11 protein-coding genes and 2 pseudogenes are annotated in these 15,263 nt (G+C 30.1%); all 13 read left to right on the forward strand.

Annotated features, from left to right (window positions below):
- The first annotated feature begins 236 nt into the window (after nucleotides 1-236).
- Entirely contained in the window at nucleotides 237-833 is a 597-nt protein-coding gene (locus HMPREF1863_RS04920; RefSeq protein WP_068367958.1) for a TetR/AcrR family transcriptional regulator, read from the forward strand.
- A 23-nt stretch (nucleotides 834-856) separates the two neighbouring features.
- Nucleotides 857-3,331 carry a PEP/pyruvate-binding domain-containing protein gene (locus HMPREF1863_RS04925; RefSeq protein WP_068367961.1) on the forward strand — a complete coding sequence of 825 codons (2,475 nt, stop codon included), beginning with the start codon at nucleotides 857-859 and terminating at the stop codon, nucleotides 3,329-3,331.
- Nucleotide 3,332: 1 nt separating this feature from the next.
- On the forward strand, nucleotides 3,333-4,712 hold the full coding sequence (locus HMPREF1863_RS04930; RefSeq protein ID WP_060790069.1) for an MATE family efflux transporter: 1,380 nt from the start codon (nucleotides 3,333-3,335) through the stop codon (nucleotides 4,710-4,712).
- A gap of 621 nt (nucleotides 4,713-5,333) precedes the next feature.
- The gene (locus tag HMPREF1863_RS04935) at nucleotides 5,334-7,121 is read left to right on the forward strand and encodes a recombinase family protein (protein WP_068367964.1); all 1,788 of its coding nucleotides are present in this window, start codon (nucleotides 5,334-5,336) and stop codon (nucleotides 7,119-7,121) included.
- A 251-nt stretch (nucleotides 7,122-7,372) separates the two neighbouring features.
- Nucleotides 7,373-7,591 carry a hypothetical protein gene (locus HMPREF1863_RS09520; RefSeq protein WP_068367967.1) on the forward strand — a complete coding sequence of 73 codons (219 nt, stop codon included), beginning with the start codon at nucleotides 7,373-7,375 and terminating at the stop codon, nucleotides 7,589-7,591.
- Between the two features lie 115 nt (nucleotides 7,592-7,706).
- Nucleotides 7,707-8,387, forward strand: a complete 681-nt coding sequence (locus HMPREF1863_RS04945) for a response regulator transcription factor (RefSeq protein ID WP_068367971.1) — start codon at nucleotides 7,707-7,709, stop codon at nucleotides 8,385-8,387.
- Nucleotides 8,388-8,395: 8 nt separating this feature from the next.
- Nucleotides 8,396-9,436, forward strand: a complete 1,041-nt coding sequence (locus HMPREF1863_RS04950) for a sensor histidine kinase (protein WP_198142715.1) — start codon at nucleotides 8,396-8,398, stop codon at nucleotides 9,434-9,436.
- Nucleotides 9,437-9,506: 70 nt separating this feature from the next.
- Nucleotides 9,507-10,202, forward strand: coding sequence for an ABC transporter ATP-binding protein (locus HMPREF1863_RS04955; protein WP_068367973.1), 696 nt, complete (start codon nucleotides 9,507-9,509; stop codon nucleotides 10,200-10,202).
- A complete protein-coding gene (locus HMPREF1863_RS04960; protein WP_068367975.1) occupies nucleotides 10,186-11,997 on the forward strand; it encodes an ABC transporter permease in 1,812 nt (603 codons plus the stop codon). Before HMPREF1863_RS04955 ends, HMPREF1863_RS04960 begins: the two co-directional genes overlap by 17 nt.
- A gap of 208 nt (nucleotides 11,998-12,205) precedes the next feature.
- On the forward strand, nucleotides 12,206-12,514 hold the full coding sequence (locus HMPREF1863_RS04965) for an RNA methyltransferase (RefSeq protein WP_232300120.1): 309 nt from the start codon (nucleotides 12,206-12,208) through the stop codon (nucleotides 12,512-12,514).
- A 357-nt stretch (nucleotides 12,515-12,871) separates the two neighbouring features.
- Nucleotides 12,872-13,820 (forward strand): annotated as a pseudogene (locus HMPREF1863_RS09340) (IS3 family transposase); the annotation flags it as partial.
- 398 nt (nucleotides 13,821-14,218) lie between these two features.
- Complete coding sequence (locus tag HMPREF1863_RS04970) at nucleotides 14,219-14,698, forward strand: Csac_0668 family 2Fe-2S cluster-binding (seleno)protein (RefSeq protein ID WP_068367979.1); 480 nt, start codon at nucleotides 14,219-14,221, stop codon at nucleotides 14,696-14,698.
- 482 nt (nucleotides 14,699-15,180) lie between these two features.
- Nucleotides 15,181-15,263, forward strand: a pseudogene (locus HMPREF1863_RS09100) (transposase); the annotation flags it as partial.

Here is a 15,263-nt window from a genome sequence, read left to right on the forward strand (position 1 = left end):
TAAGTGTCCGTACACTTACTGTGCTTGCTACATAGGAATAAATTAGATATCAAGCGTTAAGCAAGTTTTGAATTTATAGCTATATTATACCAAATTATAATGATGTATTCAATTTGAAGCCATCTGTGAATATAAAAAATAATATTCATTGACATATACAGGAAGAAGAGTTATAATATCTATGAATAAAAATTGTAAAATTCATAGACAAAAAAACCACTCTCGGAGGAAAAAATATGGGAAAGGCATTTACAGAAGAAGAAAAGATAAAAATTAAAGAAAGTATTATGGAAACAGCTCTTGATTTATTTCATGATAAAGGGACAAAATCACTTAGCATTTCGGAATTGACAAAAAGAGTCGGAATAGCTCAAGGGAGTTTCTATAATTTTTGGAAAGATAAAGAATCTCTTGTCATTGATTTAATGGCATATAGATCAATACAAAAATTGGAGAACATTGAAAAAGAATTTTCAAATTCACTTACGAATCCTAAAAAATTCCTTTTAGAGGTAATTTTTAAGTATTCAATAGACATGACTGAGAAAATTAGAAATCAGCAAATTTATCAAGAGGCATTTAGAATATTTGCGAGTCAAGATTCAAAGAAAGTGAATAGAGTAGAAAATCTATATGGGGATTTTTTGGATAGGTTAATAGATTATTGGTACAAAAACAATGTAGTAAAAAGCGTAGATAAGCAAGGTTTATCAAATGCCTTTGTTGGAAGCTTTGTTCTATGTTCAAATTATTTCCATTTTAATGAAGATACATTTGAGGAAGTACTTAATATTTATATACAAAGCATTGTTTTTAAATATATAGAAATTTAATTGTAAAAAGGAAGGTGATAGAAATGATTCTGGATTTTAATGAGATAAAAAAGGAAGATGTATTAATTGTTGGAGGTAAGGGAGCTAATCTTGGAGAAATGACTTCGGCTAAAATAAATGTTCCAAGTGGTTTTGTTATAACAGCAGACGCATATAGAGATTTTTTAAAAGTAAATGCTATTGATAGCCTCATTGAAAATGGAATTAAAAAATCAGCAGATGATGAAAAAATACTTCTAAATGAAGCTGAGCATTTTAGAGGAAAGATAAAGTCTGGGAAATTTCCTGAGCAATTGGAAAATGCAATAAGAGAAAAATATTTTAATCTTGGAAATAATACAAGAGTTGCAGTGCGTTCTTCAGCAACGGCAGAAGATTTACCGGATGCCAGTTTTGCAGGGCAACAAGAAACTTATTTAAATGTTCAAGGTATTGAAAGTGTATTAAATGGGGTGCGTAATTGTTATGCTTCACTTTGGGGGAATAGAGCTGTAAGCTATAGATTTCATCAAGGTTATGATCAAACTTCAGTTTCTATTGCAGTTGTTATTCAAGAAATGATAGAGAGTGAAAAATCAGGAGTTTTATTTACTGTAAACCCAGTAAACAAAAAAGAAAATGAGATGCAAATAAATGCAAGCTTTGGCTTAGGAGAAAGCGTTGTAAGCGGAAGAGTTACAGCGGATAGCTACATTATTGACAAATCAGGAAATATAATCGAAGTAAATATTGGAAGCAAGGAAACTCAGATTATATACGGGGATAAGGAAACTGTTGAAGTATCGGTAAACTCTGATAAAAGAAAAACTCGTGCATTAAATGATAGAGAAATACTTGAACTTATGAAGTGCGGTTTAGAGATTGAAAAACACTATGGTATGCCTATGGATATTGAATGGGCTATCAAAAATGATATTGTCTATATTTTACAAGCGAGAGCGATTACCACATTAAAAAATTCCAAGAATGATATAACTGACAATGATTTAATAGAGAAGTATATAAAGGGTAAAAAAATCAAAAAGGATACACAAGAAGTAATGTCATTCTTTTTAGAAAAAATGCCTTTTGCACATAGAGTCCTTGATTTCGATTATTTGATGGCAATTAATGATCAGAAAGTAAACATTTTGTCAGAAGGTGGAATTATTTTACCAAGAAATCCAATTATAGATGATGATGGTATACAAACTTTTTCTGATGACGGAAAGCGAATTGGAAAGAATATTTTTAAATTTTTTAATATTTTAAAGAACATGAAAAATTTTGAGTTCTGTTATAAGAAGTGCAAAGATTTTATGAATATATATGAAGTTGAAATAGAAGAAATCAAGCACTTAAATTTTGAAAATATGACATTAACGGAGTGTGGAAATTTTTTAGAAGAAAGTTATGTTCTTTTGCAAAAGCTTGCTTATGATAGATTCAAATATGCATTATTTCCATCAGTTTTAAATAGCAAGAAATTTACCAAAATAATAAAAAAAGTAAATAGCAATTATTCATCATTTGATTTTTATTGGGACTTAGATAATAAAACATCAGTGGTTACAAATGATGTCTATAAAATGGCTCGTGAGATAAGAAAAAATGAAGCTTTAAAAAAAGCAATAATTTCCGGAGATAATTTTAAGGAATTATATAAAAAGTATAACGATTTTAAGAATATATCAGATGAGTTTATGAAAGATAATGGTTTTAAATCTGATTATAATTGTTATTGTTTATCTGCAAAAACATTTCTTGAGGATCCTGATAGGCTGATAAATATATTACGACCCATATTAAATGAAAATAGTAATGAAAGTAACGATATAAAGGATTTTTCTAAGCTTATGGAGAGCGTAAAGGAAATCTATGGTAGAAAGTATCAGGATGTAGAAAAACAGATAAAATATTTTAGATATTTTCATGTGGTTCGTGAAGAAAGTCAATATTTGTGGGAAACACTATTTTATTATGTGAGAAAGTGTGTTAAAAGAATTAACTTTATACTCTTGGGTGATGAAAATATAGAAACTGGAGTGGCTAATCTTTTTCATAAAGAATTGTTGGAAGTAATTAACAGAGGTAATTTAAATGAATCAGATAAGGAAAAAATAAATAGGAGAAACGAAAAATTTCATTTAGCAGTAAAAGTTTGGGAAGCTTCAAAGTTATTGATTTTTAAAACAGATGGTGATGTCTTAAAAGGAGTAAGCGGAAGCACTGGCATTGCTGTTGGAAAGGTGTGTCTAATAAATAGTCCCAAAGAATTTTATAAAATGAAAAAAGGAGATATATTAGTTTGTCATCTTACAGATCCTGAATGGACTCCATTATTTAAGCTGGCAAGTGCTGTTGTGGCAGATACAGGTTCTGCTTTGAGCCATGCTGCAATTGTTGCAAGAGAATATAATATACCGGCAGTTCTTGGAGTTGGTTTTGCAACTACCAAATTCAAAGATGGAGATACCATACAAGTAGATGGTAATACCGGCGAGGTCAAAGGTTGCTGATATGAAATCAAAAAATCAAATAGATCAAAAAGAATTGAGAAGACAAAAGATTTTAAGTGAATCACTTTTACCTTTGATAGTAAAAATGTCTGTTCCAACAATTGTTGGTATGCTAATTATGGTTATTTATAATTTGACAGACACATTTTTTGTCGGACTTTTAAATGATAAATCGATGACAGCCGCTATTGGTGTTGTTTTTAGCTTCGTGAGTATTATTCAGGCTATTGGTTTTTGGTTTGGATATGGTAGCGGTAATATTATGTCTAAAAAACTTGGAGAACAAGATGAAGAAGAGGCGACAATTATTTCTTCCATAGGAATGGCATTTTCTATTATAAGTGGATTTTTGATAGCTATAATGTCATGGATTTTTATATCAGACTTGACAAAGTTCATTGGTGGGAATGCTTCTGTTAACTTATTTGAATTTACTACTCAGTATTTAAAGGTGATTATAATAAGCGTTCCATTTAGTCTGTATTCTATTACTATTTATAATCAATTGAGGCTTTGTGGAAATGTAAAAGATGGAATGATAGGTTTACTTTTAGGAATGTTCAGCAATATGGTTCTTGATCCTGTATTTATGTTTATATTCAAGTTCGGGTTTGTTGGAGCTGGAATTGCAACTTTGACAGGGCAAATAATTGCTTGTATTTCACTTACTATGTTGGCGAAAAGAAATGGCAATATTCCTGTTTCTTTGAAAAATGTAAAATGTAGTAAAGAACGCATATACCATATTCTTGTAGGAGGAATGCCTAACTTTTCAAGGCAAGCAATTACAAGTGTTTCCCTCATTTTATTGAATAGAGTTGCAGCAAGCTTCGGGGATAGTATTATTGCAGCATTAACCGTAAGTTCAAGAACAGTTGCCATAGCTTATATGATTATGATTGGATGGGGGCAAGGGTTTCAACCTATTTGTGCAATGAATTATGGTGCAAAAAAATATGACAGAGTTAGATCAGCATTTAATTTGACAGTTGTTGTTGGAACTATATTTTTGATTATATCAGCAGTGGCGCTATATATTTTTTCGGAACATTTTATTATTGCAATGTCTAAAGATAGTGAAGTTATTTCTATAGGAGTGCAAATACTTAGAATGCAATGTATAACAATTCCATTGTTAGCCTATTATGCGATAAGTAGTATGTTGATGCAAAACATAGGCAAATATTTTTGGTCGTTGATAATTTCGATTTCAAGGCAAGGTATTTTCTACATACCTCTTTTATATTTACTTACTAATTTATATGGAGAATTTGGGATATATTTGCTCCAACCAATAGCGGATATTTTGTCATTTGTTTTAGCTGTTATTGTTGTTTATAAAATAAAAAATGAACTAAAAAACGAAGAGAATATACATTAGATGAATTAGCAACAGGTTGAATAGTTGGAGGAAATTACTATGTATTATTTTATGTCTAATGCTTATATAGAAAAAATTTACAGACCTTTTTGATACTGGTAATTATAATAAAAAATTAAATACAAATAACAATCGAAAAAGTTTCTTTCATTTTAGAGGATTTATGCCTTAGAGCATAAGTCCTTTTTTTATGTTCAAATTAATCATTGAAACTCAAAGAAACTCAAAAATACTATAAAAAATAAAAATTTTGGTTACCAAAGAGGGCAAATTTCACTTTATAAAGTGAGGGGTATTTTTTCATCTTTCTATAAAAATCCAAATACTTTGAAGTGTGAAGATTCTTGAAATTGATTATGTGAGATTAGTATATTTCAAATTTAATCCACTAACCAAGATAAAAAAATCAACTTACATAGGAGGTAAAAATGCAAGCAATAAAGATTTATAGTATGAGAGTTGCTATGTTATGTAGGCTTTATGATCTTAAATTAATTAATGAGAAGGAATATACAAAAATTAAGAACAGGTTAGAAAATGATCATAAGAAGAGAGATAGAAAGTAGTTAATCTTGTGATATAATAACACTGTAGAAAGATACAAAATGGGAAGGAGGTAAAATGAATACTAAAGTAAAAGTAATAAAAGCTTCAAATACTGGAGCAAGAAATAGAAATGCTCTACATTTAGATCTAAAACGTGTTGTAGCATATTGTCGAGTAAGTACAGATAGTAAAGACCAACTTGAATCATATAAATCGCAAGTTGATTATTACACAAATCTAATAAAGAATAATAAGAACTGGACTCTGGCTGGTATATATGCGGATGAAGCAACAACAGGAACAACTGCAACTAAAAGAGCAGATTTCATGAGACTAATAAGTGATTGCCAAAATGGAGATATAGACATGATAATTACTAAATCTATATCAAGATTTGCTAGAAATACATTAGATACCTTAAAGTATGTAAGACTATTAAAGGAAAACAATGTTGGTGTAGTATTTGAAGAAGAAAATATAGATACTTTGACAATGGATGGAGAGTTACTATTAACAATATTAAGTTCAGTAGCTCAACAAGAAGTAGAAAATACCTCAGCCCATGTAAAAAAAGGACTGAAAATGAAAATGGAAAAAGGTGAACTTATTGGTTTTCAAGGTTGTCTTGGATACGATTATGACCCTGCAACAAAAACTATCTCTATAAATGAAGAAGAAGCCAAAATTGTCAGATACATCTTTAAAAGATATTTAGAGGGTAATGGTGGTTCAGTCATTGGCAGGGAACTAGAAGAGCAAGGATATCTCACCCCTAGAGGTAAAACAAAATGGTCTGACACTACAGTGTTAGGAATAATTAAAAATGAAAAGTATATTGGAGATATACTAATGGGAAAGACCTTCACAGTTGATCCCATAACAAAAAGAAGACTAGCAAACTTTGGTGAATCTGATAAATACCACATTGAAAATCATCACGAGCCAATTATATCAAAAGAAGATTTTGAAAAGGCACAAGAGATTAGACTCAGAAGAGCACAAAATAGAAACACTATTGCTAACAAGGATAGAAAAAGAGAAAAACTATCAAGGCAATATGCTTTTTCAAGTATGCTGGAATGTGGATTTTGTGGTGAAATACTTTCAAGAAGAACATGGCACACTAGTTCAATTTATAAAAAAATTAACTGGCAATGTGTAAAGTCAACTAAAAAAGGTAAAAAATATTGCCCTCATTCAAAAGGAATACAAGAAGCAGCAATAGAAAAAGCTTTTGTTGAAAGCTATAGGCAATTATGCCATGCAGATTCAACAGTAATAGATGACTTTTTAAAAATTGTAGAAGAAGAAATAAATGATAATACTTTAGTCAAAGATTTGAAAAAGTTAGAAAACCAATTAAATAGAATCATTAGTCAAGAAAAAAAGTTAGTTGATCTTCATTTAGAAGATAGTATAGACGAAGAAGTTTATGCTAAAAAGTATAAAAAACTTACAAAACAAAAAGAAGAATTACTTGATGAAAAGAAAACACTAGAGCTAACTATCAAAGATGAAAACTCTATTAAAGAAAGATTAAAGCAATTTAAAAAGGTCTTAGAAAACAAAGAAATTATAGAGGAATTTAACAGAACAGTATTTGAAAGCATAGTTGATAAAGTCGTGGTGGGTAGAATTGACAAAGACGGAACAGTTCATCCTTATGACTTAACATTCTATTTCAAAACAGGAGTTAAAGATAGTCAAGATTCTAATAACTTTAAAGATAAAAGAAAAAATGCTAAAGATAATGATATTAATAAATTGTGCTCCTACAAGAATGACGAGGAGAATAAATTATGTTCCCAAGCAAAAGACAACGCACGTAGAGAGTGTCGTATTGATGTCAAGAAAATGAGATAATAAAATATAAAAGTGTTGAAATCAATGGCTTTTAGGGTTTTAGAAGAAATCTTAAAAGCCATTTTTCTATTTAAATAATTCTTTAATTATAAGTAAAGAATAAATTGATGATTCAGAATCTCAATATTATTTAGAAAACAATTATTAAGCAATCATGCCTAAATAAATCTTCATGCGAGTCCAAGAAGAAATGGATAGACGAGCCAATATGGTGAGCGGAAAAGGAAAAAGAAGAGTTTATTCGAGTAAATATGCCCTTTCAAGTATTGTCTACTGCTCTAAATGTGACGGAAGAGAAGAATGAACAAAGCAGGCTAAAGGAATTAGAAGTGTTTTTAGAAAATCAAGAATTAGAAGTATACAGCTATGATGAAGATTTAGTAAGAAAACTTATAGAGAAGATAGTTGTTTATGAGGAGAAATTAAAGGTAATATTCAAGTCTGGGATTGAAATTTATATTGACAAGTAGCGGATCCGTGAAGGGTCTATTTTTACTTATATTAGAGAGTTATAATAAAATTAGGTGTATTGGAGTACTTATGACGTATTAAATGAGATAAATCGAGTATTTTAGGAGATTTTATATGAGCAGGTTATTACTATTAGAAGATGATCATAGTCTTATTTATGGTTTGTCATTTTCTTTTAAGAAGCAAGGGTTTAGTGGTGATATAGCTAGAACAATAAGTGAAGCTTTAGATTTATGGGCGAAAAATGAATATGAATTATTAATTTTAGATGTATCTCTTCCTGATGGCTCAGGATTTGAATTTTGTAGAAAAGTAAGAGAAAATTCCGATGTACCTATTATTTTTCTAACAGCTTCTGATGAAGAAACAAGTGTAATTATGGGTTTGGATATTGGCGGAGATGACTATATAACTAAGCCATTTAAGTTGAGTATTTTAATTTCAAGAATAAATGCGCTCCTTAGGAGAACAGAAAAATATAATAACCAAAATATCGAATCAAATGGTATAAAAATTCATTTATCAGAAAGTGTTGCTTATAAAAATGGTCACGCTTTAGATCTAACGAGTGGTGAATATAAACTGCTTTGTTTATTCATGAAAAATCCTGATATTGTCCTATCTAAAGATCAAATTTTAGAGAAATTATGGGATATTAATGATAATTATATAGACAATAATTCCGTAACTGTATATATTCGCAGACTTAGAGTGAAAATTGAAGACAATCCTAGCCATCCCAAAATGATACAAACTATTAGAGGTCTGGGATATAAGTGGAACGTTTCTTGTTGAGGTAAACAATGATGTCAGTATTTTCAGATGAAAACAATAAAAGATATTTCAAACATAACTTTACAGTTAATATCTTATTCGCCTTATTAATTCAAATATTTACTTGGAAAGAGTTCAAAACTATTTCTACTCCTTCAATTTTTATAAGTCTTATTTTTATTTTTTTGACACCTGGTATATTTTATCTTTATTTAAAACGCCAAGAAGAAATTATAGAAAATGCAGACGAACAGATCAATATGTATCTTGAAAGTAATAGTAATATTCAGATTAATTCTGACAGAGAGGGGACAATTTATAGGTTATTTAATTCCATAAATCAGATGATTTTAATATTAAATGCCCGAGCTAAGAATGAAACGAAAGAGAAAAAATTTCTAAGAGATACTATATCTGATATATCTCATCAACTAAAAACACCATTAGCAGCTTTAAATATATATAATGAACTTATTTTTAATGAGGTAGATAAAGATTATCCTATTAAAGATTTATGTAAAGCGTCAGATCATGAACTTAATCGAATGAATACTTTAGTACAAAACCTGTTGAAATTAGCTAGGTTTGACGCAGGTGTGATTGTTCTTGAAGAATCAAAGGAAAATGTGTATGAAATGATTAAAGATTTAGAGCTTCACTTTACATACCGTGCAAAAAGTGAAGAAAAGTATCTACAAGTTTCTGGAGATGAAAAAATAAAACTCATTTGCGATAGAGATTGGCTATTGGAAGCAATAAATAATATTGTGAAAAATGCTTTTGATCATACCAAAAGCGGAGATATAGTTAAAATTGAATGGGAACAATTCTCTTCTATTTTACAGATAAAAATTACAGATAATGGTTTAGGAATACATGAAGATGATCTTTATCATATTTTCAAGCGATTTTATCGAAGCAGACATTTAACAGAAACACAAGGGATAGGATTAGGGTTACCCCTTGCGAAGTCTATTATCGAAGCACATGGTGGCACAATAGAAGTTTTTAGTGAATTAGGCTATGGAACCACATTTCTTTTAAACTTTAGAAATCCTACAAAATTGTAGTCTTTTAGTAATTTGATTGTAGGATTGGATTGTTATTCTTTTTTTAATTAAAAGATGAAAGAGGCGTTTTATGAGTTTATTAGAGATTAAATCTATTTCTAAAATATATGGAAGAGGAAATAATGCAGTGCATGCACTAAAAGATGTTAGTTTTTCGGTAGATAAAGGAGAATATATAGCGATAGTAGGAGAATCAGGTTCTGGGAAAAGTACGCTCTTGAATATAATAGGTGCGATAGATATACCGACTGATGGCAAGGTTATTATTAATAATAAAGATTTGTTTACAATGACGGATAGTGAGCTAACGGTATTTCGTCGCAGAAATATAGGTTTTATTTTTCAGGGATTTAATTTAATTCCAGAATTAACTGTGGAACAAAATATAATCTTCCCTGTTTTATTGGATTATAAGAAACCAGATAGAAAGTATCTTGATGAGCTATTAAATATATTAGGATTACAAGAGAGAAGAAATCACTTACCAAGTGAACTTTCTGGTGGTCAGCAACAGAGGGTTGCTATAGGTAGAGCACTTATAACAAGACCTTCTCTAATTCTAGCGGATGAACCAACGGGAAACCTAGATTCTAAAAATAGTTCAGAGGTTATTAGTTTACTAAAAGAATCTTCACAGAAATATGAACAAACTATAATTATGATTACACATAGCCGTTCGATAGCTCAAGCAGCAGATAGAGTTTTAAGAGTTTCAGATGGAATACTAGTTGATCAGGGAAGTGCTACAAATGAAAAGTTATCTTAGTTTAATTCCAATATCAGCTAAAATTCGTAAAAAACAGAATCATTTAACTATAATGTGCATAGCTATTTCAGTATTTTTAGTAACAGCAATTTTTAGTATGGCTGAAATTGGCTTACGAATGGAAATTGATAGATTGAAGTTAAAGCATACTGGTTTTAGTTTCAATGAAGTATTAAAAAGTAACTTGGGGCAAACTTTAATTCCTGTAGCTATGTTATTATTTATTTTGATACTTGTAGCTGGTGCTTTAATGATTTCTGGAAGTATTAATAATAGTGTTGCTCAAAGAACTAAGTTTTTTGGGATGATGCGCTCTCTTGGGATGAGCAAAGGTCAGATTAAAAAGTTTGTAAGGTTAGAGTCACTAAATTGGTGCAAAACAGCTATTCCTATTGGTACGTTAATAGGTGTTGTTTCAACTTGGATTCTTTGTGGTGGACTAAGATATATAGTTGGGGAAGAGTTTTCTAACATACCTATTTTTACAATAAGTGTAACTGGTATTCTAGCAGGTGTTCTGGTAGGACTTGCAAGTGTTTTAATTGCCGCACAAAAACCTGCGAAAGAAGCCTCTAAGATTTCTCCAATTGCGGCTCTTTCTGGAAATACAGAATCTAATATAGGAAATAAACAATTAGTAAATAATAGATTCTTTCATATTGAAAAATCACTAGGAATAAATCATGCTATAGAAAATAAAAAGAATTTATTTCTAATGTCAGCTTCCTTTGCATTAAGTATTATCTTGTTTCTAACATTTATAGTTTTCGGACAATTTGTAAATTATATAATGCCACAATCTTCTGCCAGAGCAGATATAGAGATTACAAGTAAGGATATTTCAAATAATATTGATCCAAATTTGTTGAATAAATTAAAAGAAGTAGATGGAGTAAAAAATGTATATGGTAGAAGAAGCGCTTTTGATGTAAATGCAATTTTAGAATCTGAATCTAACCGTAGAGAAAAAATAGATATTATCTCATATGATGATTTTGATTTAAAAAGTTTAAAAAAAGATAAAGCCCTAAAGAGAAAAAGTGATTTATCGAAAGTATTTGGCAATAGCCATTATGTTTTAGCTACTTGGGATAGAGATAGCGATAATAAAATTGGAGATAAAATAAAAATTAAAGGAGAAGATTTTGAAATAGCTGGATTATTGAAATACGATCCGTTTACTAGCGATGGTGAAACTGGAGGTAAAACTACAATAATAACTTCAAGTGAAACTTTTAAGCAGATAACACATGAAGATGGATATAACTTAGTCATGTTACAGACTAATGAGAAGTTTTCGAAAGAAAGTATAAATGAAATTCAGAAACTTATAGGAAATAAAAACATGATAAGTGATCGTAGAGATCAAAAAACAACGGGAACATATATGGCATTTATGTTTTTTGTATATGGTTTCATAGCGATTATCGGTCTTGTAAGTCTATTAAATAGTATCAACAGCATATCCATTAGCATATCATCAAAAATAAAACAATATGGAATGATGCGTGCAGTTGGTATGGATAAGCTTCAAATTAAGAGAATGATTAAAGTAGAATCAGCAACCTATGGTTTCTTTGGTTGTTTTATAGGGATAATAGTTGGTGTTTTACTGAATAAAATAATATTTACAAAATTGATAGAAAATCATTTTTCCTATGCCATTTGGCAGTTTCCAATTTTGCCAACAATGATTTCGATAGGATTTATATTGATTTCAGTAATTCTTTCAACTTATAAACCTATTAAGAGAATTAATAAGATGTCCATAACTGCCAATATAAATGAATTGTAAATTATTCTTTCTTATAGCTATATTTGTTGGTCATCTTAGTAGTATTATAATTAGTTCAATTAGAGGATTTAAACAGCTCTTTTATGGGCTGTTTTTTCTTAGTTCTAAGATGATATAATAATTATAAGATGTTTATTTATTGACATATTCCCACATACGAGGCTTTTGAGAAATATTAAAATTTATCCATACTGACCACTCAAGCCATGTGGAGACGGTAGCTCTGTTGTCCAAACTAAATACAGAACATCATTTAGATATAGAAATAGGGGAAGATGAATTATCTGAAATTGACTTTTCAAAAGACGCAACTTATGGAGAAATTAAAAAGTATGTGTTAGATAAATACGGACTAAAAGTTTCAAGCCTATATATTGCACAAATAAAAAGGAAACATGGTCTAATAGAGAGAGAAAATTATAATTTTAGTAAGAAAGAAAATCAAAGAGTGCCAAATTGCCCAGAAGAAAAAGAAAAAGCAATCGAAGATGCTTTAGAGCATTTTGGAATGATTTAAATAATATCTAAGATTGAAAATTTTAAAATTAAGACTTAAAAACTTTAAGATTAAAAAGATATGTACTTCTTATATAACCTAAGAAGATTAATTGAAAATCAGGGGAACGATGATGGTAAAATAAAAAATTTTAACAACTAAAGAAGAATTAGGCATTATTGCCAAAGAGGTTTTTATGAAGTTAAAAATACTGAAAAAGACTTGTTAGAATTGAAAATTTTAGATCATTGTGCAGGGTTTCGTGTCATAATAGTGATAGAGGCAAATAGTTATGTAAATATAAAGAGTTCAAGACTTCTACCAAAGTTTAAAACTCAAAAAATAAATAGTTGGTGTGCTGCTTAGAGTAACCATTTTGATAATGTGGATGCGAAACAAAAAGAGATAATCAGACTTCGTAAAAAATTGAAACAGGTTGAAATGGAGAATGATATTTTAAAGCAAGCTGCACTACTGTTAGGCAAAAAATAGACCTCATTATCTCGAACCGAGATAAATATAGCATTAGTGCAATGTGTAGACTACTTGGGGTCACAAGAAGTTTAGTCTATTATCATTTGAACAAAGAAAAAGATGTGAAATTAGATGAAGATGAAAAACTAATAGAAGAAATAAAAGAAATATTCAGAAGAAGTAGAAACAACTATGGAACACGCAAAATAAAAAAGAACTAGGGAAAATTGGATATAAAATATCGAGAAGAAAAATAGGCCGAATAATGAAGAAAAATGGCCTAGTCTCAAACTATACAGTAGCACAATATAAAGTAATAAGATCCAAATGCAACGAAGAAGACATCCCTAACCTTTTAAATAGATAATTTGACAATAGAGACTATTTAGAAGCAATAGTAAGCGACCTAACATATGTAAGAGTAGGAAAAACATGGGATTATATATGTTTAATAATAGACTTAAACAGCCGTGAAATAATAGGATACTCATCAGGTAAAAACAAAGATGCAAATCTAGTAGCAGAAGCATTTTACTCAATAAGGCAGCCACTAAATCGTATAAAAATATTTCACACAGACAGAGGAAGAGAATTTAAAAATATAAAAATAGAAGAAATATTAAAGGTATTTGGGATAAAAAGATCGCTAAGTAAAAAAGGAAGCCCATATGATAACGCAGTAAGCGAAGCAGTCAATAAAGTAATGAAGACAGAATTCATATATCAGGAGAACTTTACTAATTTCCAAGAATTTAATCTAAAATTAGCAGAATACGTATATTGGTATAATAACCTAAGAATTCATGGATCTTTAGGATATAAAACACCAGTAGAATATAGAAAAGCAGAATAAAAAGCTCTGGAAGTTTCATAAATTAAATAAAATATATGAACAGACTGTCAAGGGCAAATTTCAACGAAATTTGGGCGAAGCCTTTACCCTTGATTGTCTGAGAATATATTTTATAATCTAAAGAAACTTTCAAGCTTGATAATGTTCGGTTATAAATTGTCTAAAAAAGGGTTGCCATTCCATGTATTTGGGTTCATTAGAAGAATGCCGAGCAATGGGTAACATGACGCTGATGTGTTTATACACAAAAAAGCTACACGTGCGTTGGCTGACAACAGGGAGCTAAGTAAATTAACACCAGCTAAAATGTTTGACGCTATTAATAAATGACAAGTATATGAAATTGGTTTTACCTAGTTTAAAAAAGAAATTATAATGAAAATATGGAGGCTAAGAATATGAAGATTAATAATGAATGTTGTTGTGGATGCAAAACAGAAAAGCCGGATCAAATTAAAGACAATTGTCCTGTATGTAATAATGAAGGGATTTCCGTTAGTAAAGTAACTGTTGAACATCTAGTGGTAGATGATTATCGTAATGCTGTTAACGGAGATCAATATAAGATTTGCATGAATGAGGACTGCGACGTTGTTTACTATAACTTAGATAATGAAATAAAATTCTTAAAAGGCCAAGTTAGGGTTCCTATCTGGTTTAAGAAAGATGCAGATCCTAAGTATGCTTGTTATTGCAGCAAAGTCACAGAAGATCAGGTAATTGAAGCAGTTGTAAAGCATGGTGCGAAAACCGTTAAAGAAGTAAATGCCATAACTGGAGCAATGAAAAATTCGCTTTGTAAGGAAAACAATCCTTTGGGGGTATGTTGTCATAAGATTATTCAGGAAGCTATCGATAAAGGCTTGAAAATGAAATAATTACAGTCGATATGTTCCTACAAACGAGAGCCAATCTTTGATATGTTTACATCTACGAGCGTGGATATGTTCCCCATAACCATAGGGGTTGAGACTATAACGGTGATACAAAAGTTATAAATTTAGAAATCCTGCATTTTAAGCGGTTTTATAAGCATTTTGTCTTTGAAAAAGATGAAGAAGGATATGTAAAAAAGACTCAAAAAAACTGCATGGATGTAAGAGTAGTTTTGAGACTGGTATGAGGAAACACAAAAAATAAGATAAACTCATTTTGTACTTTCTACAAGAGGGGCTTAAAAAGCTGCTCTTTTTTTATTGTACACTTAAGTGAGTTGAGCGAACGAAAGAGAGCAAAACAAAAAACCACCTGCTATGCAGGTGGAGGAAATTAGCTTTAGCTTCAAGCACCAAGAAAACCCCCTTAAAGTATAATTGTGATAGTCACACGCACAATTAAACAAGGAGGTAATTTTGGATAAAATACTTTATCACATACAAGCTGGAGATGCGAATATCATATAGTTTTTGCGCCAAAATATAGAAGACAAGTAATATATAGACA

This window comes from Aedoeadaptatus coxii (genome assembly GCF_001553115.1).
Classification (GTDB): Bacteria; Bacillota; Clostridia; order Tissierellales; family Peptoniphilaceae; genus Aedoeadaptatus; species Aedoeadaptatus coxii.